This window comes from Blautia sp. NSJ-175 (genome assembly GCF_022867815.1).
GTDB classification, from domain to species: Bacteria; Bacillota; Clostridia; order Lachnospirales; family Lachnospiraceae; genus Blautia; species Blautia celeris.
Genome location: NZ_JALIFQ010000014.1, coordinates 132,395 through 154,316, shown reverse-complemented (window position 1 = coordinate 154,316; position 21,922 = coordinate 132,395). Strand labels below are relative to the sequence as shown.

The 21,922-nt window shown below is 47.2% G+C and carries 25 protein-coding genes; all 25 read right to left on the bottom strand.

The genetic code is table 11. From position 1 onward, the window contains the following. Positions 1-14: 14 nt before the first annotated feature. The 25 genes from MUB35_RS20565 to MUB35_RS20450 all read right to left on the bottom strand — a co-directional run bounded on the left by MUB35_RS20565 (position 15) and on the right by MUB35_RS20450 (position 21,916). Positions 15-365, bottom strand: coding sequence for a serine/threonine protein kinase (locus tag MUB35_RS20565; RefSeq protein WP_244806753.1), 351 nt, complete (start codon positions 363-365; stop codon positions 15-17). A gap of 35 nt (positions 366-400) precedes the next feature. After that, positions 401-625: a hypothetical protein gene (locus tag MUB35_RS20560; protein WP_244806752.1), complete on the bottom strand. Its 225-nt coding sequence runs from the start codon at positions 623-625 to the stop codon at positions 401-403. Next, complete coding sequence (locus MUB35_RS20555) at positions 622-1,065, bottom strand: putative ABC transporter permease (protein ID WP_244806751.1); 444 nt, start codon at positions 1,063-1,065, stop codon at positions 622-624. The genes MUB35_RS20560 and MUB35_RS20555 overlap by 4 nt, the downstream gene beginning before the upstream one ends. Further along, entirely contained in the window at positions 1,065-1,763 is a 699-nt protein-coding gene (locus MUB35_RS20550) for a DUF4376 domain-containing protein (RefSeq protein WP_244806750.1), read from the bottom strand. Before MUB35_RS20550 ends, MUB35_RS20555 begins: the two co-directional genes overlap by 1 nt. Beyond that, positions 1,723-2,979 (bottom strand): reverse transcriptase domain-containing protein, encoded by a 1,257-nt coding sequence (locus tag MUB35_RS20545; RefSeq protein ID WP_244806749.1) that lies wholly within the window; start codon positions 2,977-2,979, stop codon positions 1,723-1,725. The genes MUB35_RS20550 and MUB35_RS20545 overlap by 41 nt, the downstream gene beginning before the upstream one ends. 380 nt (positions 2,980-3,359) lie before the next feature. Beyond that, positions 3,360-5,039, bottom strand: a complete 1,680-nt coding sequence (locus tag MUB35_RS20540) for a hypothetical protein (RefSeq protein WP_244806748.1) — start codon at positions 5,037-5,039, stop codon at positions 3,360-3,362. A 10-nt stretch (positions 5,040-5,049) separates the two neighbouring features. Then, positions 5,050-5,904 (bottom strand): hypothetical protein, encoded by an 855-nt coding sequence (locus MUB35_RS20535; protein ID WP_244806747.1) that lies wholly within the window; start codon positions 5,902-5,904, stop codon positions 5,050-5,052. Continuing rightward, positions 5,905-6,270, bottom strand: a complete 366-nt coding sequence (locus tag MUB35_RS20530) for a hypothetical protein (RefSeq protein ID WP_244806746.1) — start codon at positions 6,268-6,270, stop codon at positions 5,905-5,907. After that, positions 6,236-6,367: a hypothetical protein gene (locus MUB35_RS30525; protein ID WP_255786179.1), complete on the bottom strand. Its 132-nt coding sequence runs from the start codon at positions 6,365-6,367 to the stop codon at positions 6,236-6,238. Before MUB35_RS30525 ends, MUB35_RS20530 begins: the two co-directional genes overlap by 35 nt. Positions 6,368-6,382: 15 nt before the next feature. Beyond that, positions 6,383-9,616 carry a phage tail protein gene (locus tag MUB35_RS20525; RefSeq protein ID WP_244806745.1) on the bottom strand — a complete coding sequence of 1,078 codons (3,234 nt, stop codon included), beginning with the start codon at positions 9,614-9,616 and terminating at the stop codon, positions 6,383-6,385. Further along, on the bottom strand, positions 9,617-10,330 hold the full coding sequence (locus MUB35_RS20520; RefSeq protein ID WP_244806744.1) for a phage tail family protein: 714 nt from the start codon (positions 10,328-10,330) through the stop codon (positions 9,617-9,619). Between the two features lie 2 nt (positions 10,331-10,332). Further along, positions 10,333-13,866 carry a phage tail tape measure protein gene (locus tag MUB35_RS20515; protein WP_244806743.1) on the bottom strand — a complete coding sequence of 1,178 codons (3,534 nt, stop codon included), beginning with the start codon at positions 13,864-13,866 and terminating at the stop codon, positions 10,333-10,335. Positions 13,867-14,098: 232 nt separating this feature from the next. After that, entirely contained in the window at positions 14,099-14,707 is a 609-nt protein-coding gene (locus tag MUB35_RS20510; RefSeq protein WP_117687943.1) for a bacteriophage Gp15 family protein, read from the bottom strand. Then, a complete protein-coding gene (locus MUB35_RS20505; RefSeq protein WP_244806742.1) occupies positions 14,704-15,135 on the bottom strand; it encodes a DUF6673 family protein in 432 nt (143 codons plus the stop codon). The genes MUB35_RS20510 and MUB35_RS20505 overlap by 4 nt, the downstream gene beginning before the upstream one ends. Before the next feature lie 19 nt (positions 15,136-15,154). After that, positions 15,155-15,676, bottom strand: coding sequence for a hypothetical protein (locus MUB35_RS20500; RefSeq protein WP_244806741.1), 522 nt, complete (start codon positions 15,674-15,676; stop codon positions 15,155-15,157). Further along, entirely contained in the window at positions 15,666-16,109 is a 444-nt protein-coding gene (locus tag MUB35_RS20495) for a hypothetical protein (RefSeq protein ID WP_118005671.1), read from the bottom strand. The genes MUB35_RS20500 and MUB35_RS20495 overlap by 11 nt, the downstream gene beginning before the upstream one ends. Before the next feature lie 8 nt (positions 16,110-16,117). Beyond that, positions 16,118-16,495: a minor capsid protein gene (locus tag MUB35_RS20490; RefSeq protein ID WP_118110657.1), complete on the bottom strand. Its 378-nt coding sequence runs from the start codon at positions 16,493-16,495 to the stop codon at positions 16,118-16,120. Further along, positions 16,495-16,974, bottom strand: a complete 480-nt coding sequence (locus MUB35_RS20485; protein ID WP_118005667.1) for a hypothetical protein — start codon at positions 16,972-16,974, stop codon at positions 16,495-16,497. The genes MUB35_RS20490 and MUB35_RS20485 overlap by 1 nt, the downstream gene beginning before the upstream one ends. Further along, positions 16,958-17,359: a hypothetical protein gene (locus MUB35_RS20480; protein WP_118005665.1), complete on the bottom strand. Its 402-nt coding sequence runs from the start codon at positions 17,357-17,359 to the stop codon at positions 16,958-16,960. The genes MUB35_RS20485 and MUB35_RS20480 overlap by 17 nt, the downstream gene beginning before the upstream one ends. Before the next feature lie 43 nt (positions 17,360-17,402). Continuing rightward, positions 17,403-17,594, bottom strand: a complete 192-nt coding sequence (locus MUB35_RS20475) for a hypothetical protein (RefSeq protein WP_118005663.1) — start codon at positions 17,592-17,594, stop codon at positions 17,403-17,405. A gap of 10 nt (positions 17,595-17,604) precedes the next feature. Further along, positions 17,605-17,952 (bottom strand): hypothetical protein, encoded by a 348-nt coding sequence (locus tag MUB35_RS20470; RefSeq protein ID WP_244806740.1) that lies wholly within the window; start codon positions 17,950-17,952, stop codon positions 17,605-17,607. Positions 17,953-18,013: 61 nt separating this feature from the next. Beyond that, positions 18,014-18,910 carry a capsid protein gene (locus MUB35_RS20465; protein ID WP_118315525.1) on the bottom strand — a complete coding sequence of 299 codons (897 nt, stop codon included), beginning with the start codon at positions 18,908-18,910 and terminating at the stop codon, positions 18,014-18,016. A gap of 15 nt (positions 18,911-18,925) precedes the next feature. Next, complete coding sequence (locus MUB35_RS20460; protein ID WP_118110663.1) at positions 18,926-19,612, bottom strand: phage scaffolding protein; 687 nt, start codon at positions 19,610-19,612, stop codon at positions 18,926-18,928. A 334-nt stretch (positions 19,613-19,946) separates the two neighbouring features. Further along, the gene (locus MUB35_RS20455) at positions 19,947-20,675 is read right to left on the bottom strand and encodes a DUF2829 domain-containing protein (RefSeq protein ID WP_244806739.1); all 729 of its coding nucleotides are present in this window, start codon (positions 20,673-20,675) and stop codon (positions 19,947-19,949) included. Positions 20,676-20,677: 2 nt separating this feature from the next. After that, positions 20,678-21,916 (bottom strand): phage minor capsid protein, encoded by a 1,239-nt coding sequence (locus tag MUB35_RS20450; RefSeq protein WP_244806738.1) that lies wholly within the window; start codon positions 21,914-21,916, stop codon positions 20,678-20,680. Between the last annotated feature and the right edge of the window lie 6 nt (positions 21,917-21,922).

Genomic DNA, 21,922 nt, shown 5'->3' with positions numbered 1-21,922 from the left:
TATAGCCTTCTATTTCATTCCCCTGTGATATGGTTCACTCCCTGCCTTGTCAGAAAATTCTCCAGATCATGTTTCTGCTCCAGCTCATAATTTAATGCAGCGTGCATATCTCCGTTGCACTTCGCATCCGGAATCCTCTGCACCGCCTTTGCTGTAGCTTCTGACAAACAAAGAGAACCGTCCAGAGCTTTCAGCATCATGTACTGGAGCTTTTCACGGTTCTCTTCTTTCTCATCCTGTTCTCTCTGCCTGCATGCCCGTTCGTTCTTCTCGACTTCCGCACGTTCCTGGATTCGCTTCTCCAGCAACCAGAAACAAAATGCCACGATTGCGGACGGGACACCGGCAGCTATCAATAATTCCATTGGTATCTCCTCCCTGTTATTTCGGATTTTCGGAACTAATCTGCTTCCGTGGCTGTGCTCGGATCTGCATAGGCTGTACCTCCTTCGCTCTTGAATATTATCTCATCATCGTCGCAGTCAACGTACTTCCGGCACGCATACTCAACGATGCCAAGATCTGCCTCTATTTCTTCCAGGCTCTTTGTCGGCGTTCCTTTGACCAGGAAAATCAGATCATAAATTGCCGACCAGAGCTTTGAGATAATCTGTAACTTTGTCATTTTCTTTTTCTTCTCTCTTCCTTCTTCCGGAATAGGTGGTAATGTGGTTTCTCTTCTCTGAAAAATACCCACCGGATATAATCATCCAGGAAGATTCCAAGCGCAGACAAAAAGAACCACAGCACTGTAAACTGAGGGCATATCTGACCGAGAAAGTTTCCCGGCATGTTGCTATAATCCCACATATGCAGACCGAGCAACACGTTCAGAACCAATCCGGACAGAAATTCTATCGCTGTGATTCCTGCCGCCGCAACTAACTGTTGCAGAACCAGTGGCATACACCGGTTTTTCTCATTGATCGCACCGCAAATAATGAAGCACAGGCCTCCGCAGACTACCATTGCCGGGAATGAATAACCCCGAAAAATTATCTCCAGCAAATAATAAATGCTCCCTCCGAAAAGAAAGAGCATTGGATATTTGATTATGCTTTTCATTACGAGATACCTCCGGATGCCAGAATCTTCATGTAATCTTTCAGAACCTCGTTCTGGAACTCTTCCGGGATTTCAGCTCCCCACTGGATCTGCTCCAGATCACTTGCTTTCTCTGCTGACTTAATCCACATATTGACCGCATTGCAGTAGGTCGTGTTGTAAGACACGAAAAACATTGCCCGTTCTACGATATTCTGCATGTCTGCCGCAGAGAAATACTTACAAGGATGTCCGTCCTCATGGTATTCCAGCTTTTCCTCTCCAGCTAGTAACTGCATTTTCTTCCCAAAAAGATTCAACTGATCCTTTTCTGTCAAACTGAAATGCTCCACTCCGGAAGATGTACTCACATCTACTCCGGCGTAAATCGTCTCCTCACATGCAGATGCGATTTCCCGGTATTTCGCTTTTCTGGCATCCTCAAGGCTCAGATTTTCTACACTGGATGGATCTGGTACTTCCTCCGCTTTCTTGAGCCAGTAGTCAAAATCGGCTTCGATCTCTTTCTCGGTTACTTCTCCGTTGTAGTGGAACTGCACTTCGTCGCATTCCCAGACTTTGTATTTGCTTTTCTTTCCATCCTGGATCTCTTCTCTCTCCACCAGCTCGATGCTCTGTCTCAGAATCACATCTGTACCAGAAAACACCGGATAGATCTCAATCTTCGATGGCTGCGATAAGTAAGATTCTCTTCTCATTTTCAACTTCCTTTCCGTGCTTACTTGCACTGTATGAACACATTTTGAATAATGCATCAAAATTGTATTTCTCCCTGAACTTTTGGCTATTGCTATGCTCAACCCATCCTTTATAGGCTGCAATCTTGCAAGCCCTCCACCACGGGACAAATCCTCTTTCTACAAAATCCATCCAGGCACGTAGCACCTGCCTCCGGATTCTCCGGAATACTCTGCCACGGATGATCGTGTATCTTCTGCGGACTACATAGCCCATCATGTCAACTCCTGGAGTTCTTTTCTTACTGCCTTTCTTTCTCTCTTCGTGGTTCTCCTTCTCTTCATTGAACGATGCCACTTGATAGAACTGCCAGATATCCTTGATTTTCAGTCCGAACTTATCATGCGCCCAGACTGTGGCTTTCTTCATGGCTTTTCTCAGCTTCGAGATATCGCCGTATATCGTGAAATCGTCTGCATAGCATACAACCGCATAGACAAGCCTATTCCGCTTTCCTCTGCGTATTTGTGCCTGCTCGTAGATGTATCTCAGAACATATGACATCACGTAGTTAAATAGCCATGCTGGAAGATATCCACCAATACACAAATGGTTCCCAGGATAATTGCTCATAAGAGCACCCAGGAACCATAGCAGCACTTTATTCTTGCCTATATCTCTTCGCAACATCTCCATTACGATACCCACCGTTACCGATGGATAGGCTTTTGTTACATCTCCTTTGATTGCTACAACCTTGCCGTGGAATTTCTTTCTCAAAAGTCTTTCAATCTTCCTCTTTCCAGCAACTCCGCCTTTCTTCGGGATGCTCCCATACTGGACCGGCAGAATCTTTGCCCGGAAAAGAGGTTTCAAAGCAAAGACAGCGATATACTCAAACACCTGCTGTTCCGGAGATTCCTGGCAGATGTCTCTTAGTTTCTGCGTCAGCCCATCCACCCTTTGAAATTGGCGAATTGGCTTTAATTGCAGATCACGGTCAACGATACGCTGTGTCAGCATCTTCGCAACTTCGCTCTCAGCCTCCAGGGTTCGCTTAAAATCCTGGTTCAGCCGGTCTTCTGCAATCTGACGCTTTGTGATCTTTCCGGTCTTGCATAGCAGACGTTGGAAATCGTTTCTGCCACGCTTATTCCGGAAACATTCTATAACGGCAGGTTCATTGAATTTCCAAGATTCAACATCCACATCTGCCGGTTTGCAATAGGTTTTCATCAAACCTCCTTAATCTTCATCTGGTTACTTCCGTGACTTTCCCCGTAGGTACTAGCCTCGTTGGTTTCAAGTTATTTTCGCACATAAGCGAGGATTATACGGTGCAATGATTTTTAAATACTCTTTTCAAAATTGTACCAGTTGCTCCGAGAGAGCCGTTCCAGTTAGCGTTAGACACCCCATTGTTCGAGTTACGGCAAGGAACGCCAGCATTACCACCGTTGTTCAAGTTACCAAAGCACCAAGCCGCACGAACACCAGACGCCGCAGGTTCGCAATTGAAGCCAGCCCCCAGACACCGTATAACCCTAAAATTATTTTATTTGCAAATAAGACAATAAAGGGGCTTACTGCCCCTCTGCTTCGCATTCACCCCGTTTTTAACCCTCAAGACCAGGTGCTCCGAGAGAGCCGCTCCAGCGAGCGAGAGACACCCCATAGTACGAGTCACGGCAAGGAACGCCAGCATTACCACCGTGGCCCAAGCTACCAAAGCACCAAGCCGCACGAACACCAGACGCCGCAGGGGCGCAATAGAAGCCAGCCCCCACTCCAACGCCGCTTCCGCTTGCGTTGGTTGCCTCCGGCCATAGAACATCATCATTGATTGCATTATCCGTAATATACTTCCATGTCCAGGCAGCCGTATCTTTCGGAAATACCAATGTTGGAACATTTACTTTTTCGTAGTTCTCATTGATTGCAGAACCTACTTTTGACTGATCGTAACATTTGTAGCAATCAAAACAATAATTCTCATTCGCATCCTGACTCCACTGCCATAATTCATCGGAGACAATCAGATAGGAACCATTCATGAACTCTACGCCCTGGATCATTCCAGGTTCTTTTCCGGATATCGGGCTGTATCGGCTACCATCTCTACCAAGCACATTGTCATTCCATCCGGAATAGTACGGAGCAGTAGACAGCATTGTCGTACCGACTACCGTGTCAAAAGTCTTTCCACCGTTGTCCACGTACACTGCGGAATAGTCTGTGCCGTCAATGTTCACAGTCTCAATCGCTGTGATTAACTTCGCATCAAAAATGGAGTATGCACTGGCAGCGTTTCTATCGGTCGATGCATTGGTTCCCAGCATGACCGCAGAACCCACGAACAGGTTTGCCGCCTGTGCTGTGGTCAGAATTACTCGCTCCACTCCGGTCTCAGCCACGGCTACCGTGTACTGGAAACTGTAGCTTGAGCATCCTTCAATCTTTCCGGAATTTCCTTTACGTCCATATTTCAGACGCATCATAGCATCCAGGAACTTCAGAAGTGATCCAGATGCTCCGGAATACTGTGTTCCTCTGGCTCTCCATCTGGTTACTCCGGTTGAATGTGAGGTACGGTTGACCGGTGCCAGTCCAGTTCCGCAAGTGATTGCTCCGTCTGCGTCCAGACCAGCGTAATATTTCGGATGTGCCATGTACTCATGCACTTTTCCGGTTCGGTCTGTACCTTCTTTCCAACGTTTGTATCCTGGAGCCGGTGTACATCTGGTTTTCAGATATTTGTAATCCTTGTCCTGCCATTCACGCTTGTAGGTGTTCTTCTGGATCATCCAACACAGATGTTCTCCACCTCTGACCTTTGCTGTATCGTCAATGTGTTCTACATAGAAAATCTCATGGGAACCATCTGCTTTTTTCTCTGCCGCAACCTCCAGACACCAAAACTGCGGAAGGTGCGCAAACGGATCATTACCGGCTGTAGATTCTGTGGACGGTGTACATGTCAGTCCTGTGGAATCATCCGTTAAGGTTCCGATCATGGACGTACTCTTATCATATCTTGGTGTCGTTACGCCGTGAACTCTGGAATCAACCAGAACATTTCCGAACCATCTCTCCAGCATCTCCGCTTTCGTGAAAAGCTCCGGATTATATTGAATCTTCCACCATTCAGTAAAAAGGGCATCTACCTCCGCTTTGGAAGTAGCTGCCGCAACTTTCTCTTTATATTTCAGATCCATCTCTCCAGCAATCTGATCTCTGTGAACTTTGACCAGCAACTGCATGGTCGTGTCTCTGGGGATGTTGATTGTCTCGCTCATTTTCTGCCTCCTATGCACTTAAAATGATTGCGTCAAGTCCCTTGTCATCCGGGTTAATCTGGAGCGCAATCGTGTTGACCTGGTTAATAAGTATCTCTGTAGCCTCTTTCGCCTTAGCAATGGCATCCGCAGTATTTGCCTGCCTGTCCTTCTCATTCTGAATCCGGGCGTTTTCACTGGCGGTTCTTGTCTGCTCCGCAGATGCTCTCTGAGTTTCTGCCTGGGTTCTCGCCTGTTCTGCCTGGACTCTGGCAGTTTCAGCCTGTGACCTGGACTGCTCCGCTTTATTGGCATTCTCAGTAGCCGCATTAGCATTCTGAGCTGCCTGGCTTGCTGCCGAAGCCGCACCGTTCGCATTACCGGCTGCTGTAGATGCCAGACCGGCCGCCTGGTTTGCATCATTCGCTGCCTGGTTTGCTGCTGATACAGATTGCTGGATTGCAGAATCAATCTGTTTTGCAGAATCAACGACTTTCTGCAAGGCTGCCTGCTGGGTCTTGCTGGCCTCTGTAGCTTTCTCGGTTGCTGTCTGCTGATTCTTACTGTCTGATGTAGCCTTTTCCGTAGCTGTCTGCTGGGTCTTTCCGGCTGCGGTAGCTTTCTCATTTGCTTCCTGCTGAGATTTGCCATTTGCAATAGCATTCGCTAGATTCTGCAATGCAGTCTGGACTTCCTCAGTTTTCGTATTGATTGAGTCTACCTGCTGTTTCATAGTAGCCGCAGACTGGTTGACCGACTCTTTGATGTCATTGTAGCTTTCATTCTCCTCATGGATTTTCTGCATACAGCTAATGAAAGCTCCTCGCACCTCTTCTCCATAGACCGCATTTCTAAGCTGATCTATTTCCTGGGAAATATCTGCCATTTACTCCACCTCCTCGATAACAGGCTCCTCTCCGGCAACATTCTCTTCCGATGCACCCGGGACTTCTTCCGGATTTTCAAAAAGCGTAATCAGCTCTTCCTTTTCTTTCTCGAAAGTCTCATGTTTCTCTTTCGCCTCGGTTTCATAATATTCCTTCAATTCCTCTTCATATCTGGCTGTATCGTCCGCAAGTTCGTTTGCAGCATTTGATCTGATTTCAGCAAGCACTCCGCTCAGAATCCCCTCTGCCATAAAAATAGGCAACCCGTAAGCCGCCATCGTGTTTCCAACCTGCCTTGTGATTGCCTGTTTCGCATCAGCATAAATAACACTAAGCGGTCTGCCCGGCTTTTTCTTCTCTTCCATCTTCCTTTACCTCCTGCTCTCTTTTAATGGTTCCTACAGCTACACTGTTTTTCGCTACCTTTTCCGGTGCGTCTCCTCTCGGAAAAATAATTTCCATCTTCTTGCCTCCTTCTTAGTTCCAGTAACCTACTATGATTCCGTTGTAAACTCTGAGATGTGAATACGTCCAACTGTTACCGTTGTTCGTGATCTCACATACAATCGGTATTGCTCCGCTAAATGCGGTATATCCTCCAGCAGAAATCGAACCTATCTTGAAGTTCTTCAGCGTGTACCAGTTTCCAATCAGATTGCAACCCATATTCACGCCATACTCATCGTAAATAGAGTTCGCACGGCTGAAACATAACATTGTCGTGTATGAGCTGGCTGATGCGCTGGCTTTCTGAGCGAACGCCATGTACTTTCCCTGTGGCTCCAGGTCGAACACCAGCCCCTTATGAGAATTGTTCTGAGCCCACTGGTTTGTACCAATACATCCGACATAATAACCATCCCGATAGAAATGGTTTCCGCTTTCATCGAATACCGCTCGTTTCTTTGACGAAGACACGCCATAATCATAAATGGCTATCTCTCCTGCACTGATCTGCACATACTTACTGCTGTTGTTGAATGCCGTAATTACTCTGTCATAATACTGAGTAACATATGAACCAAAATCTCCCTTGCTTACCTTGCTGGTAATATTATCGGCATTGACTTTGATAGATGCCTTCAGATCTTCCTCACCTTTTGTTGCTCTCTTGACCTCTGCCTCGATGGAGTCTTTCAATACACTCAACTGGCTTTCTGAGTATGCGGATATATAACCAAGGATTTCAACATCCGTGATATATACAGTCGTATCCGCCACATAGTTATAAAAGTATGTGTGAAAATACGATGGTGTAGCTTCGGCTGTAAATTCAAACTGTTTCCATCCACTTCCAAGTTCTCCGGCAGTCGTAAGAAATGCTTTTCCGTCAATCGTGACTCGTATCCGTGCTTTTCCGGAATCTTCCGTATCACAAGCAGCTTTGAACCTTACAGTCACTTTCCCTTTTTTCGCCCACGGTCTCTGGTACCATGAGAGGCTATAGGTCGAAGTATTATTCTCTATCTTCGCACAGCTTTTTCCAGAAAAGGTAGTCTGCGTTATTTGTGCAGCACTACTTCTATTCCATCCGGTAAACTTATCAGTGCTATCCGAAAAATTCCCATTGCTACAATAATTGTGCAATGAGTTTTCGTATACTTCGGACACAGTTGCAGATACTTTCCCGACTTCGACATCCAGTCTTGCATCGATATCGTCCAACAGTTCCTGCATATCCCTCAAACACCGGATATCCGTTACATACAATACGCTTCCGGAATATCCGTATACCGTCACAGCTACAGACTTTGCAGCTTTCGTGATCTTGACCTCTTTGCTGTATGCATGGTATTCATCTGCGGTATATCCACTGAGATAAGCCGTGGACTTATTTTCGGAAAATCCGTACTGGATATAAGACGGTCGGTACTTTGAACCTTCCGGATACGCCGCTTCGACAGCAATCTTATAATTGCCAGCCTCCAGGGTTCCCAGACTCTGTGTCAGCGTTACTGCTCCGGTTCCGGAAAAGGTCAGCTTAAAGGCGTTCATGTTCAGAAACTCCGACTTCTCCACCTTGCAAATGCTGGTTGCTCCGGATATTGAGAATCTGGCCAGATCCAATGTTTCCTGTTCTCCACCGGTTATATAATTCTTTCTGGTAACTCTTTCCTTAACACTTCGCACAGACAGTTCAATGCGGTTCTCCATGTTGGAAATAGAATTTTCTATTTCTTCCCTTGCCACTCTTACTGTATTGTCTGCGTGCTCATTGGCTGCTGTTTCACTTTCGGATATCTTCGTCTCCACGGATGTCCGATACCCGGCATCCAGGGATTCTGTCTTCACAGAATTTGCCAGCAGCATCTTACCGTTAATCTTTCCATCCATCGTCAGAGCCACACCGTCTATAGGTCCGTCATATCCCTGGCTGTAATGAGCAAAACCGCCAAGTCCCCATCTCCACAGGTTCTTGGCTTTGTTTTTATAATCCTTATCATCGGCAACAATGAACTCATTCGGAACATGCACTGCATATCCACTGGCTACCTGTTTGTTTATGAGGTCTTGTGCGCTTCTGAGAGCCTCCTGCAAGATTTCTGACTTGCTCGGCAAGGATTTTATCGTCTCTTCGATTTCAGCCGTATTCTGGCGGTTTGACGATGTGTACGACTTGACGCTTGTTTCATCGCCCAGCGTAACCGTATTATTCTTGAAGCTGGTAATGTATACCTTCTTCTTCGTCAACGGGAATTCCTTATCCAGACCGTTCGGTGTCGATACACACTGAATCTTGTTTCCAACCTCAAATTGCTGGAAGGAATCATCCGTGAGGTTCAGATCTATTGCTTTCACTTCCAAGACCATCTTCTCGAACTGAGCAGATTTCAGATATTCCTCTCCCTTTTTCTTGAGATTTTCCGGAAGAGTCACATCGTCCCAGGTTACGGTCTTGTATATCTTCCCGTACTCCTTCACGGCGTTATCATCCGTGACATAATCAACGCCACCATTTACGCTCGCAATCGTTATCCTCTGTTCAGAGATAGCCTCAAGCGCCGGGTCCTGGTCTTCTTCATCCAGCTTCGCTCCCAACGGGATCACGCAGGTAACCAAATCAGAGGCATCCATATTCTTTGAAAAGTCCAGCAGATTCTTGCCGAACCGGATGCCTTGTGTATTTCTTGTGTAATAATCTTCATCCGACAGGTAATCCAAGATTCTCAGCCCGTCTTCATGCCGGATAACCAGATGTCCTCCAAGTCTGCTCGTCAGCTTATCCTTAAATGCCGTTCTGGTATTTTCGTAATTGGAATACCGGTACAGTGAATCATTAGAATCCTTTACCGTTACCCTGCCGACAACGAACTGCTTTCTCTCCTCTACCTGTGCATTATGAATATCTATCAAATCCTGCACATACGCCTTGACCGAGATGTTGTGATAAACCTTTGGTCTCTGGATGCTGTCACACAAAAAGGCAAGTTCTCCTTCGACGAAGACTTTCTTTGTTCCAGAAAAATCTTCATCATCGTAGAGAACTCGCCCATAAAACTCCGGCTCATCATCCCGGTAAATCACAATATCTGTTGTCAGCTTCTTAACCTTGTCATAGTACGGGTGTGTCGGAAACACCTTGAAGGTTGCTGAACCGTTGATGTTATCTCCGATTTCAAAATACGGATTTCCACCAACGGTCAGTGCTTTTACCCTGGCATCGTGAATCGTGTACTCTTTGCCGTCCACATAGGCTTTAATCGTATACATCTACAGCATCCCTCCTCTGTGAATCAGCGTGACTTTGCCCCTTCCCTGGAAGTAAAGATCATTCACTCCCTTGTACAGGACAATGTCATACATGATATTCTCGCCAGTATATATCGTATAGGTCGAATTACGATACCTTACCTTCATTTCCGCATTGGAAACAATTCTGAGCGTTTCATTATGAACCCAACCGTCCAGGCTGACTTTCTGCCAACCGGAGCCAGAGCTGATCGTGATGTCTGAGGTGTTCCGGATAACGCCATTGATGAAGCTGAACGTATCCCACTTCCAAGGCTCATCCGAAGAATCCACGCTGATTTTATACGGCTCGCATTTGCAGCTTATAACAATCTCCGCCGTTACATCGTTATTCTTCTCTGTCTCTATCTCGCACCTGCCGGTATAATAATATCCCTTGTCGGTGTCGAGGATGATTCTCTTCGAGATTCCCTGCAAATCAGAAGCGATCTGACTTAACAGACCGCTCCATCTTTCATAACTACAGTTTCTTGCCCCGAATGTGAATTTCAAGATCCGCATCTCATATTTTACGCCGCCGTTCTGAGCTTCTGAGAGATCCAGGTCCCCGTTCATGCCGGGGACGCTCACGTACTCTGTCTTTGCTTTCGGTATGCCGATAACAATCTTCTTGAGTCTTAAGCCCCAGTCCCGGAACGAATGCGTCTCATCAAACGTAATGCCTACTCCCGACATGATTAACCTCCTCTCTTCTTGTGTGTATCAATTCTCGCCATGTTTTCATCGACAATCGGTGTTGTTGCATCTCCAACTTCCCTACCGTCCAAATCTACATGAACGTGTGTCTCTCCGGTAATCTCTACCGTTGTGTCTCCGCTCTCGAAGACACCCTGCTTTTCTTTCTCGACTTTGTATGTTGTGCTGACCTTCTTATCAACAGCAATCTTTCCGGTTTCCACATTAACCGCCGTCTGCATCCGCTTTCCAAGACTGGCCATCTCATCATCCATCTGCTTATACAGGTCTGGCATCTCGGCTTCAATACCTACGCCGATACCAGGTGGAATCCACTTACCAATCTCATCTGCAAAGACTTTGGACGGGGAGTGAATACCTAATGCTCCCTTAACACCGTCTACGATGCCGGAGAAGAAACTCTGCACCTGGCGTCTGAACCAACCGGCCGCATTACAGATTCCGTTCCATACACCCATCACGATGTTGTAGCCTACATTCGCCATCTGGGACGGCAAGTTCGCTACGCCATTTATGACGGCACTGCACAAATCAGATGCTGCCTGTCTTCCCTTCGCTACCATATCGGAACCCCACTGGATTACCTTCTGTAGCGTATTACTTAACCAGGTCCAGATTTTTCCTGGCAACTGGGAGAAGAAATTGACGATTGCATCTATCGTGTTAGAAGCTATCTCCTTCGCTTTCTGTAGGGTGTTGGAACCCCACGTTACCAGCTTATTAAAAGCATCAGTCAGCCAGTTCCAAATCTTGCCCGGCAATTCGGAGAAGAACTTCACAATGTTGTCTATACAGTTGCTTGCTATCTCTCCGGCTTTCTGGAGCATCTGACTTCCCCATTCAACCAGTTTGTTGTAGGTGTTTACCAGCCAGTTCCAGATTTTCCCCGGCAATTCAGAGAAAAACTTAATGATGCTATCTATCATCTGAGGAACATTCGTTGTGATCCAGTTAATCACATTTGCTCCCCATTCAATCAGCGTACCAATTACAAAGCCTATCGCATAACCGATTTTGTATGGCAGGTCCGTAAAGAACTGCACAATCGAATCAATAATCTGCGATACTACCTCAGATGCCGTTTCCAGCATCGAAGCTCCCCACTCGACAAAACTTTCTGCCAGTGAGTTAATGGCATCTATGATTTTCCCAGGCAGTTCTGAAAACCACTCAACCGCAGAGTCGATAAACTCGCCTATGCTATCCAGGACACCAGAAAACCATTCCGAAATAGCCGAACCAAGTTCACTCAGCTTCTCCGGGATGCTCTTGAAAAATTCTACAATCTGGTCCCAATGTTCCTTGATGAGAACAACCGCCGTTGCTACCGCAGCTACAATTCCAGCTACCGCCGCCGCAACCAGTGCAGGTGCCCCAAGGATAACAGCCCCGACAGACGCCAGTGCAATACCGACTACCATCAGAACCTCTTTTATGGCACTGAAACCATTTACAAACATATCTACGAAATTGGTAACCGCAAGAATCGCTCCTGCAATGATAGAACCAATTCCGGCTATTGATGAACCGAACTCTGCAAAGAATCCGATTACCTTCTGAACTGCTCCTCCGATAGAGGAGAAAATACCTGCGACCTTCGGGAACTCCAGTTCCAGAACTTCCATCAGTGTTCCGGCTCCGCCCTTCCAGAGTGCGAATCCTTCTACAACTTTTCCGATTACTCCAACCAGTCCGGAAACTCCGCCTTTCAGTGTGCCAAGCACCTTGAACAGAGATTTTACAGAGGACAGAACAGAACTTGCAACGCTCAGAGCTGCTATGGACGCCGCAATCACGCCGATTGCATATCCGACAGCCTCCAGCACATTCGGGTCTGCTCCATCAATCACACTGAACAGGTCAGAAACCACATCTACAATTCCCTGGATAATGGTACTTGCCGTATCGATGAATCCATTAAGGAACCCTTCTATCAGTGCAGATACGCCCGGAAATTCTTCACTCAGCCCCTCGCAGAATCCGGCTACGAAATCTTTTGCAGCCTGGATGATAAGCGGCAGATTTTCTTGTACCGCCTCGCCAATTTTACTCAGCATTTCACCGAAAGAACGGCCTATCTCCTCGGAATGGTCGCTTAATGCCTGCAGAAATTCCGTAAACAAATAAATACCGGCGGACCACATATCCCCGGCAACATTCAGAATCGCTTTTACAAGCTCAGCAACTACAGTTGCTCCGACCTCTGCAAATTCTTCCTGGTGGTCCATGATGGCATTTATGAACGTACCTACCAGGTCCTCTGCAACCCCTATCAATGTAGGTGCTGCCTCCATAGCCATCTGTGCCAGCTCAGCGAGTGAATTTCCAAACGACTCAATCAGACCGTCAAATCCTTTTTCCGCCATGGCTTCATTCATATCCTCTACCATGCCGGTAATGACTTTGACCGTTTCTTTCATTGGTTCCTGTACCTCTTCGTACAGGGCAATACCTACAGATTCCAATGCACTCTTGCAGAGTGTGATTGCTCCCTGTAGGTTATCATTCATGGTGTCCGCCATTTCCTTGGCCGCACCATCCGCATCGTAAATAGAATCCGTCAACTTCTGGTAGTCTTCATCGGACGCATTCACGATAGCCAGCAATCCACTCATAGCCTCCTGGCCGCCGAGTGATGCTGCTAACTGCGCTTTCTGTGCTTCTGTCAGGCCTGCAAATCCAGAACGCAGGTCATTCATGATCTCTTTCAGAGACTTCATGGAACCATCACTGTTCGTCAGCGAGATTCCTAACTGGTCCATAGCCGCTTGTACTTCTTTGGTCGGCTTCGCCATTCTTGTAAAGATACTTCGCAGAGAAGTACCTGCCTGGCTCGCCTTAATTCCGGAGTTCGCCATCAGACCGATTGCCGTAGCACAGTCTTCAACGCTGAATCCTAAGGCTCCGGCTACAGGGGCAACGTACTTGAACGTCTCGCCCATCATTCCTACGTTGGTATTGGAATTGGATGCTGCCTTTGCCAGCACATCTGCAAAATGTGTAGCATTGGAAACTTCCTTCGAGTACCCGTTTTTGATGATGGTTGTTGTTCCGTCTGCCGCCAGTCCGAAGGCAGTCATCGCATCGGTAACAATGTCACTCGTCGATGCAAGGTCTTCCCCAGACGCTGCCGCCAGGTTCATAATACCTTCAATACTGTTCAGCATATCTCCGGTTTTCCATCCGGCCATCGCCATGTACTGGAAAGCCTCGGCACTTTCTGTGGCACTGAACTTCGTCTTGGCACCCATTTCCTTTGCCTTATCAGCAAGCTGTTGAATCTCCGTAGCCGAAGCACCGGAAATGGACTGGACTTTGCTCATTCCTGCCTCAAAGTCAGAACCGACCTTGATTGCAGCCGTACCAATACCGGCTACCGCTGTTGCGGCACCGGCCAGAATAGTAGTGGTAGCCTTAATCGCTCCGCTCGCCATTCCAGATAATTTGCTTAGTCCGCTCTGGAAACCGGAACTATCTATGCTGGTGTCAAATTTCAGCGTACCATCATAGCCCATGTTCTCACCTCAATTCTTCGGCTCAATCATCGGCTCATAATGGCACTACTTGATTTGTTTTCCGTCTTTGATTTTCAATTCAAAACGGGCATGACAATTTCTCCCTTTGCAGGAGACCATCACGCCCGAACACTCCGCCGTCTCTTCAAAAAACAACGGCATTTTATATTTACACTCCGGGCATTCCACCCGTATCATTTTCTTCTTTACATCTTCAATAGCCAGTCACCTCCTACAGCAGTCCCGTAAGGTCGCCGCCGTTCATAAGGGCTTCTGCTATTGCATCTACCTTCTCTTCCTCATCAGCAGGCAACGGTAAAGCATACAGTTCTTTCTTCCTGCGGTAGAAGTCTCTCTGCTCCTTCGTCATGGTCGCATCAATGTCTACGCTTCGATACTCCATAATCTTACTAAACTCCAAGTCAGATGACAGCGTTCTCAGCAAAGCCTTGAATTTCCACCAGTGCAGGTATTCAATGTCCTGTAGGTCTATGTGATACTGCGTCAGAAACGCCGAATAGATATAATCATCGTCATGCTCAAAAGAATAAATCCTTTGCACTTCTGCCGCCCCTTCTACTGCTCCGGCTCTCTTCTCACGCCATCGTTTACCACCGGCATAGAACCACAACAACCCATCCACCGCAGCATCCAGATTCTCCGGAATCTCCGGATATACCAGTTCCAGACCTTGCCTTGCTTTCTCAGCGTCCGAAAGCTCCGGGTCCTGCATCATCATTTCAAACAGAATGAAGGTACGGAAGTTTGTTTCTATCGCATACTCCGTACCTTCAATCTCTACTGTTTCCGGAAGATAGTCTACAAGCATGTTGTGGTTCATGAATTATCACGCCCACTCGCATTACCGATTGGCGTTACTACTGCTCCGTTCTTGCCATGCTTATTTTTCTTACCTTCCTGGCGTCTCTGTGCCCGGTTCATGTTATACTTGTTGGTAATCGCATTTACCTGGCCTTTCATCTTACCAGCCTCAGAAGAAACAATTCCGAAAGCATCCATGCAGATTGCTAGGTTGTTTTTACCCTTGAACAGCTTTTCAGCCGTTCCGCCTCCAAATACCTCATCGAAGAAATCCTTCACGATTCCGCACATCTCCCGGATGCCGTCCGCATTCGACAGCTCCGTATGCTTCTTGGTTTCCTTGGCTCTTTTCACAACCTTATCCATGGATTTCTCATAGACCTCCATAGTATCTGCATCGAACAGATCTAACTCTAATTCCTGTCCACAAATTTTTAACATGCTCATATTACTTTACCTCCAAATTCTAAGCCGCAGCTTCTTCAAATGTCTTTGATTCTGTGTTGAAATATCCGTCAAGCGGATCGCCTACTGCATTGAGATTTCCACTCATGCTCTGCTTCTTTTCTCCAGATACGCCGCTCACTTCGGCAGATACCAGGAACTTTCTAGCCGCAAATGTGTTTGCAACCGGTTCAGAAGCGTTCTGCTTCTGGTCCCATAACTCTACTCTGCAATACTCAAATTCTGCATCGCTGCCGGTTAAATGGTTTCTTCCTACATGGTACAGTGCGTTGACCGCATCCTGGCTCTTAATGAGTCTCGCTTCAAACGGAAATACCGATGTGTAGGATACAACAGAGGAAGAGGAAGACGGCTCACACACATACTTCTCAGATTCGCTCTCTGCACCGAATGTTTCATCCAGAGTTGTGAAACCAACGCCCATAAGTACCCAGTTCGGCTTTTCAGATGTTCCGATATTCAGATAATCCGCAAACTGGTGTCTCTGTACCACTTCTCTTGCGCCACTTACATTACCTGCCATTTTTACTTGCCTCCTTAAAATACAATAATCGCAAGGAAATCTGATACCTTGCGTTCTTCATAGCTCCATCAAAGATATATCCAGGGGAAAGAACCTCTATCTCTTCTGCACACATTCCTTCCGGAAGCTCCGGGAGGTTGCCTGCCATGCTGTTCTCCTCTACCCAGTCCGCAAATTCTTCATAGAACGTGCTGTTCTCTATGTTCTGTACCCTGTCCATGCTGTAGAACTCTCTGGAACCGAACTGGAACTGATACTGACGTTCCGAACTGCCATCTACATATCTTTGGATTACCGGGTCGAATATCCCGGTCTCTATGGTGTACTCTACTGGGTCTGGCCCAAGGGCATCTACCCGGAATACACCGTCTTTCAAAAGAGGGCACCGCAGAAAATACTCTGTTATGCCCTCCAGTACACTATTTACTTCCATGTAACCTCCTAAATCTTATCTGCTCCTCGCAGAATGTCTTCTTTTTCAGCCACCTTCATTCTCTCAAACCAATGCGCTCCTCGGTTCGCATCATACGGTCTGGTATCAGATGTTACGTAATACTGATAGGCAGCATACGGGGCGATATAATCTACCTCGCCACTGCCTACATCCGTTCCAAGCTTGCCGGATTTCTCCAGCATACCGGTTCGCAACGGAACCCTGGGACTGCACCGTCTTAAGACCTCGGAATCTACAAACATCTGCTTTCTGCTGAACTGAGCGTTCCTCTTCGCCGCAAAGTCCGGATTCCAGGTCAGCTCCGCTTTCCCGTTCCCGGAATTGATGATTGAACCTTTCGGAGTAGTGATCTTTTTCAGTGCCATCACGCACCCCCTATTCTCCAGTGCTTCGTCCTGTCGGTTCCTCTGATTGTATTGTCGGCATATTCTGTGACAGTCGCAAAATCTTCATCGTGCTGTCTCAGCTTTGCCAGCTCCTCAATCGTATCTTTCAGAATGATACCCTGGCGGAAACTGAATGTGTCGAACAGCCACTGTCCGGCCACCACATACTGTCCTCGCACAATATAAGCTCCCTTCTGGATAGTCCAGTACCTCTCTGCCTCTTCATCTGACAGCTTCTTGTATTTCTCTTCGCTTATATACTGCTTTCCGGCTTCTACTGTCGCTGTGGCCGGGATTCGGATTACACATTTTGCCTTATCCTTACGGTCTGTGTCCAATACAGTCTCTCCCTTTGTTCCGTACCACGAAACACCCAAGATTCTTGTCGCACAGAGCTTTTCCCGGCGGTCTGCTCCAATTCTCAGATTAAAGATAGTCACATCACTGTTTGTCATCATACTCTTTCACCCACCCTCTGTTCAGCAGTCCGGTGTTCGCCAGGTATGACCTCACAGCCCTGTACATCTCGTTATGCAACGCCGTATCATTCATGGCATCCGCATAGCTGATGGAATATCCATCGTTGGATTCCGACTTCACAACAGCTTCTCTCTTTTCGTTCTGCACCGCCACCGTATCGGCTACACAGCAGATTGCATCCTTGATTGAGTCTATAATCGAACTCAGTCTTGCAATCCGGCCAAACGTAACCTGGTTCACGAATGCTTCTGAAATACTCTCGGCTCTCTTGAAATCATTCTCCGTTTTTATCTGCGTGCCACCGTAATCATTCTTGTAGTATGCGAAATCCACATACGGTCTTCTTACGTCCTCCTGGACCATCGAAACACCCCTTTCTGATAAAATGGTAGGCTGCAAAGAAAAATCAGCTATTCGCCGGATTTACGTCCTCCTGCGTAGCTGATTCTTTTTTACCGGTCTTCTTTTCTTTCGAAGAAGCTGTGCCCGTTCCGACTTCCGGCTCCAGGCTTTCAAGCGAATAGCCCATGCTTTTGTAATATGCCGCCTTTCTTTCGGGAATCCGGCAGGAACTCCCGTCTTTCGTTGCTAAATACATAAGCTACCTCCTACTCAGTTTTCTTTGAGCCTTTTGCTGCTGCTTTCTTTTCAGCCTCTGCCGGGTCTGCATCTCCTGTTGCGGACTGTGCCTGGACTGCCGCTTTCAGCTTATCGTTCTCCTTCTGAAGCTCGGCAATCTTCTTGTCTGCATTCTCCGCATACAGGGTAACCTCTTCCAGCTTGGCTTTCAGCTTATCGTTCTCCTTTTTGAGTTTTTCGGCAGTCGCCTTGATGTTCTCCGGCTCGAACAGCACATTGTCATTCTCATCCCGGATAATGTAGCCCATCTTCTTGTACTCATCGAATTTCTCATCCGGGATTCTGAGAACTCTGTTCTTTTTCTCAACTTTATACATATGGTTTCTCCCTTCAAAAATTGGCTCCGTGCACATGCACAGAGCCAGTAATCAGTTTCTCTTATGCACTCACATGGAAATCAATAGCGTCCATCTTGTGAGGCAAGATAAATACATCCTCAAAAGATTCCTCGAAGTAGTCATACTTGCCCTGGGAACCTGCGGATGGCGGGTCGAGCTGAGCGAACTCGTAGGAAATCGGTGTGATTACCGCCATCGGATGCACCAGAACCATATTGATCTGCTTCGCTGTGGAATCCACTTTCCAACCCTCGGTAAAGTCGTACTTCGTCCGCATCATGTCACTCGGTACGCTCTCCGGAATCTTCACATCATCAATAGAGTTGATTGCTCTCTTGATTGCATCAGAACGGCTGCCAACATCAACGGTTCTGTAAATCTGCTTCGCATTGTTGATGAGCGTTCTGACATCCGGTGTCACATACAGGATTCTTCCGGCTCTCGGAACTCTCTTATTATCCATGTCCTTCATCATCTCATCAAAGACGGTCAGCACATTCTCCTCTGTCAGCACTTCACTGTGGGCTGTCTTCGCTCCGTCAGTGGTCCAGTCTGCATACAGCTTGGAAATGCAGTAAGCATTCATCTCCGGGAACTTCTGCTCCTCGTTGTAAACCTTCGTGATATTTCCAATTGCCACTACACCCTTGGTCTCGGCAATATCTCTCGGATGCACCAGTGTCTGCCACTGTCTGTGGTTCTCCAGAGTCAGCGGTTTCCACTCATTGTTATAGTTACGCTTTCTGGTCCCGATGGTATCTCTATCTCCATCGGTACGGCCAGTTGTGGAAATTGTCGGCACCTCGATAACTCTGGAATTTACCCAACGGAATCTTCCATTATTCGGTGTCGCAAATAAATCTCCAAAATACAGGACATACGGAAACATCTGCTCCAGTGTCTGTAAATACTCGGTTGCATAATTTAATTTCGCCATTTTATTCTCCTCCTGTTAGTTTTTGTCTGGCTGTCTGATTAAGTTGAACCCGAACGGATTAAACGGTGTTTCTTTGCCTTTGACTCCTTCGCCTCCGGCTCCGCCAGTTCCTCCAACTCCTCTCGCAAAGAACGGCTTTCCTTCCTCTTCCTCATGGGAATCGTCTTCCGGATCGTTATCATCTTCGATAACAAAAGCTCCCTTGTAGTCGTCATTCTCCATAAGGGACTTCATAAACTCATCGCCTCCCAGGAACTTTCCGTCTTCCAGGGTAAAGTTCTTCTTTTCAAACTCTGCTCTTACACCGTTTTCAGCAGGCTTGCTCGAGAACTTATAACCACCCATGAACATATCTAGTGCATGAGTACGCTCCTGGGCTGCAAGCTGTGCGGTCAGCTTCTGTGTTTCCTGGGTGTACTTCGTCTCCCAGTCCTTTGCAGACTGCTTAATACCGTCAATATCCATGTCCTTGTAGGACTGGATCGTTGTATTGGCATCTGACAACTGCTGCTTTACTCCGTCCAGCTCTGTAATCTTGGCATCCAGTTTTTCCTTCGACACATAGCCTCCGGCTTTCACATCTACTACCTGGATTTTCTTGTCAGCATCAATCGCCGCCTCCAGTTCCGCATAGGTCATAGTCTTAGGCTCTTCGCCGTCCTTCGGGGTTCCAAAAAGTTTCTTCAAAAATTCGTAAGCCATTTCACTTACCTTCCTTTCTTCGTTTCGCTGATTTCGTTTAGATTCCGGTTCACTCCGGCACTGCTATCGTGCATTTATATCTCCGCACGCAAGAGAAGGAGACAGTTTATATGCCATATCACAGGGCAAAAAACAACAGCCAGACGTTCCACCAACGGACCGGCTGACTGTTAATTGTTTTCGTGGTCTTAAAGGGTGTCTACGAACTTCTGAGAGTTCCCAGGACACGTTTTAAGTGCTTCAATGGTAAATTGTAAGGGTTAATAAGTTACGGCCCTATACGGGGCAAATACCATTTAACCCATGGATGGGAGATAGCAGGATCACCTCCTTCCTACTCTTCTGTGAATACAACCCAGTCCTTAGCTGCCATATCTGTCTGAGACGGCGTCCATGGCGCAAGCCCTTTCGGTGCATTTTCGTTGTCGGTCACAAGTCCGGTAGTGACGATATAGACATACTGCTGAGTCATTTTGCTGTGTTCATCCGGGAACTGCATTTCAAGGTAAATTCCTTTTCCGTTCCAGCCTTTTCTTGCCACCTTGACACCACGTTCCAGGAATTTGTACGCATCCCCGAATCCAAACGTAGCCTCTCCGCCGAGTTCCGGGCAGTTCTCTTCATCTGCAATCTGCCATTCGTCAGACGCAATATTGTCGAAGGTGTACTCCGGGCGGTCTGTCTGGCGAATATCCAGTTCTTCTCCGTCTTTGGTGTGCATCATGATTGTTTTCTTCTCTGCATCCCAGTACCAGTAGCCGCCCCAGTTTGGCAGTTTTACCTTCATGCCCTGTTTCATCAGCATATATGCATCCGAAAACATCATGGATGGTCCGAAATCGGCACAAATACAAGCCTGCTCAATGTAAATGTCCTTGCAGTTCGCATGAACCAGGTCTTCATTGTAGGTGCGGTCAATGTACTTCATCTTCTCCTCAACATTCGGATTGACAATGGTTTCTGTCTCTCCGGTCGGCATGTGGATATACAGGAAAATCATTTCCGGCTCTTTGCCTTTCCCTTTCAGCTCCTCATACTGCTTCATCAGTTCTTCTTTCTTCATGCTTATTTCCTCGCTTTCTTATTCGCCCATACAGCTTTTCCACTGACTGAGTGGTTAAATGATGCCAAGTTACCGTTGCCGTCATATACGGCTGATACCTGCGTTCTGGCAGTATCTATGCTCCGTCCAGTCTGCTTGCAGAAATCTTTCATCTGCGATTCCTTCTCTTTCAGCTTCACAGATTCTTTCTGGAACTCCTCCCGGAAGTACGCTCTGTCTGTTTCTGACTGGACCGTCTGGATATACGAATCATAGGCGGCCAGGATTCTCTTGTACTCCCTAACTGCCCTTTCATACTCCCGTTGTTTCTGCATACACTCATACTCCGTAAGAAGGTTCCCTGCAAACGAATACTTCGGTCTGCTGTAATCCTCAAGATCATCTTTCGTGTATGCCGGTTTTGAAACTCCCGGCCAGTACGGATAGAAGCTATGCCTGCAATTCCAACCGCACAAACCGGCTCCTGTTCCATATCCGGTTGCCTCGTAGAAGTTCTCATACCCCGGAGCTGTGCCCTCAATCTTGAACACCTTGCCCTGCCAGACTGAGTGTGAGGGTCTGGCTCCTGCATGAGCTGTTGTCTCGTAATACTCAGCTCCAAGCTCCGAAGCATACAACTCCGTCAGCTTTCCTGCTGTCTGATTTACTCCGGTTAGCAGAGCAGTTCTGATTGCCGTATCCAGCTTTGAGATATACCCACTGTCATACATGACCGATGTTCCTTTGACTGCCGCATCCCGGATAGCCTGTCTGATTGCCTCCTGGTATGAAAAAGCACCAGACGTAACCTTCATATAGGCTGCGTTCAGTGCCTGCATATACTCCTGCTGTGTGGCTATCGCCGTTGTCAGCGTAAGGTTTCCAATCTCTCCCCTGCACTTCTCTGCGGCTGCCTCCATGGTCCTCTGCATCGCTCCAGAAAGAACAATATCCGAGGTTTTCAGCTTTCCGGCCTGCAATAGCGGCTTTGCATCCTGCAACATCCCGGTCAAGCCTGCATCCTGGAATAAGCATAATATCTCCGTATCGGATTTTCCAGTCAGAACCCCGACCTCCCGGATTACATCATTCATCAATGCTCCGGACTGCTTTGCCTGCTTCAACTGCCACTCGGCTGTCGGTGTAATTCTTCCGGTCTTCGCTATCCTTCGTGCCACATCTCGGATGATCTGCTCATTCAGCACATCGCACATTCCCAGATAGCCGGAAGAAAAGCTATTCAAATATTCTGGTGTCAGCACTGCTCA

Bases quoted from the DNA above. Each gene is read 5' to 3' on its own strand.
- MUB35_RS20565 (WP_244806753.1), bottom strand. From the start codon at position 365: ATGGAATTATTGATAGCTGCCGGTGTCCCGTCCGCAATCGTGGCATTT.
- MUB35_RS20560 (WP_244806752.1), bottom strand. From the start codon at position 625: ATGACAAAGTTACAGATTATCTCAAAGCTCTGGTCGGCAATTTATGAT.
- MUB35_RS20555 (WP_244806751.1), bottom strand. From the start codon at position 1,065: ATGAAAAGCATAATCAAATATCCAATGCTCTTTCTTTTCGGAGGGAGC.
- MUB35_RS20550 (WP_244806750.1), bottom strand. From the start codon at position 1,763: ATGAGAAGAGAATCTTACTTATCGCAGCCATCGAAGATTGAGATCTAT.
- MUB35_RS20545 (WP_244806749.1), bottom strand. From the start codon at position 2,979: ATGAAAACCTATTGCAAACCGGCAGATGTGGATGTTGAATCTTGGAAA.
- MUB35_RS20540 (WP_244806748.1), bottom strand. From the start codon at position 5,039: ATGAGCGAGACAATCAACATCCCCAGAGACACGACCATGCAGTTGCTG.
- MUB35_RS20535 (WP_244806747.1), bottom strand. From the start codon at position 5,904: ATGGCAGATATTTCCCAGGAAATAGATCAGCTTAGAAATGCGGTCTAT.
- MUB35_RS20530 (WP_244806746.1), bottom strand. From the start codon at position 6,270: ATGGAAGAGAAGAAAAAGCCGGGCAGACCGCTTAGTGTTATTTATGCT.
- MUB35_RS30525 (WP_255786179.1), bottom strand. From the start codon at position 6,367: ATGGAAATTATTTTTCCGAGAGGAGACGCACCGGAAAAGGTAGCGAAA.
- MUB35_RS20525 (WP_244806745.1), bottom strand. From the start codon at position 9,616: ATGTATACGATTAAAGCCTATGTGGACGGCAAAGAGTACACGATTCAC.
- MUB35_RS20520 (WP_244806744.1), bottom strand. From the start codon at position 10,330: ATGTCGGGAGTAGGCATTACGTTTGATGAGACGCATTCGTTCCGGGAC.
- MUB35_RS20515 (WP_244806743.1), bottom strand. From the start codon at position 13,866: ATGGGCTATGATGGTACGCTGAAATTTGACACCAGCATAGATAGTTCC.
- MUB35_RS20510 (WP_117687943.1), bottom strand. From the start codon at position 14,707: ATGAACCACAACATGCTTGTAGACTATCTTCCGGAAACAGTAGAGATT.
- MUB35_RS20505 (WP_244806742.1), bottom strand. From the start codon at position 15,135: ATGAGCATGTTAAAAATTTGTGGACAGGAATTAGAGTTAGATCTGTTC.
- MUB35_RS20500 (WP_244806741.1), bottom strand. From the start codon at position 15,676: ATGGCAGGTAATGTAAGTGGCGCAAGAGAAGTGGTACAGAGACACCAG.
- MUB35_RS20495 (WP_118005671.1), bottom strand. From the start codon at position 16,109: ATGGAAGTAAATAGTGTACTGGAGGGCATAACAGAGTATTTTCTGCGG.
- MUB35_RS20490 (WP_118110657.1), bottom strand. From the start codon at position 16,495: ATGGCACTGAAAAAGATCACTACTCCGAAAGGTTCAATCATCAATTCC.
- MUB35_RS20485 (WP_118005667.1), bottom strand. From the start codon at position 16,974: ATGATGACAAACAGTGATGTGACTATCTTTAATCTGAGAATTGGAGCA.
- MUB35_RS20480 (WP_118005665.1), bottom strand. From the start codon at position 17,359: ATGGTCCAGGAGGACGTAAGAAGACCGTATGTGGATTTCGCATACTAC.
- MUB35_RS20475 (WP_118005663.1), bottom strand. From the start codon at position 17,594: ATGTATTTAGCAACGAAAGACGGGAGTTCCTGCCGGATTCCCGAAAGA.
- MUB35_RS20470 (WP_244806740.1), bottom strand. From the start codon at position 17,952: ATGTATAAAGTTGAGAAAAAGAACAGAGTTCTCAGAATCCCGGATGAG.
- MUB35_RS20465 (WP_118315525.1), bottom strand. From the start codon at position 18,910: ATGGCGAAATTAAATTATGCAACCGAGTATTTACAGACACTGGAGCAG.
- MUB35_RS20460 (WP_118110663.1), bottom strand. From the start codon at position 19,612: ATGGCTTACGAATTTTTGAAGAAACTTTTTGGAACCCCGAAGGACGGC.
- MUB35_RS20455 (WP_244806739.1), bottom strand. From the start codon at position 20,675: ATGAAGAAAGAAGAACTGATGAAGCAGTATGAGGAGCTGAAAGGGAAA.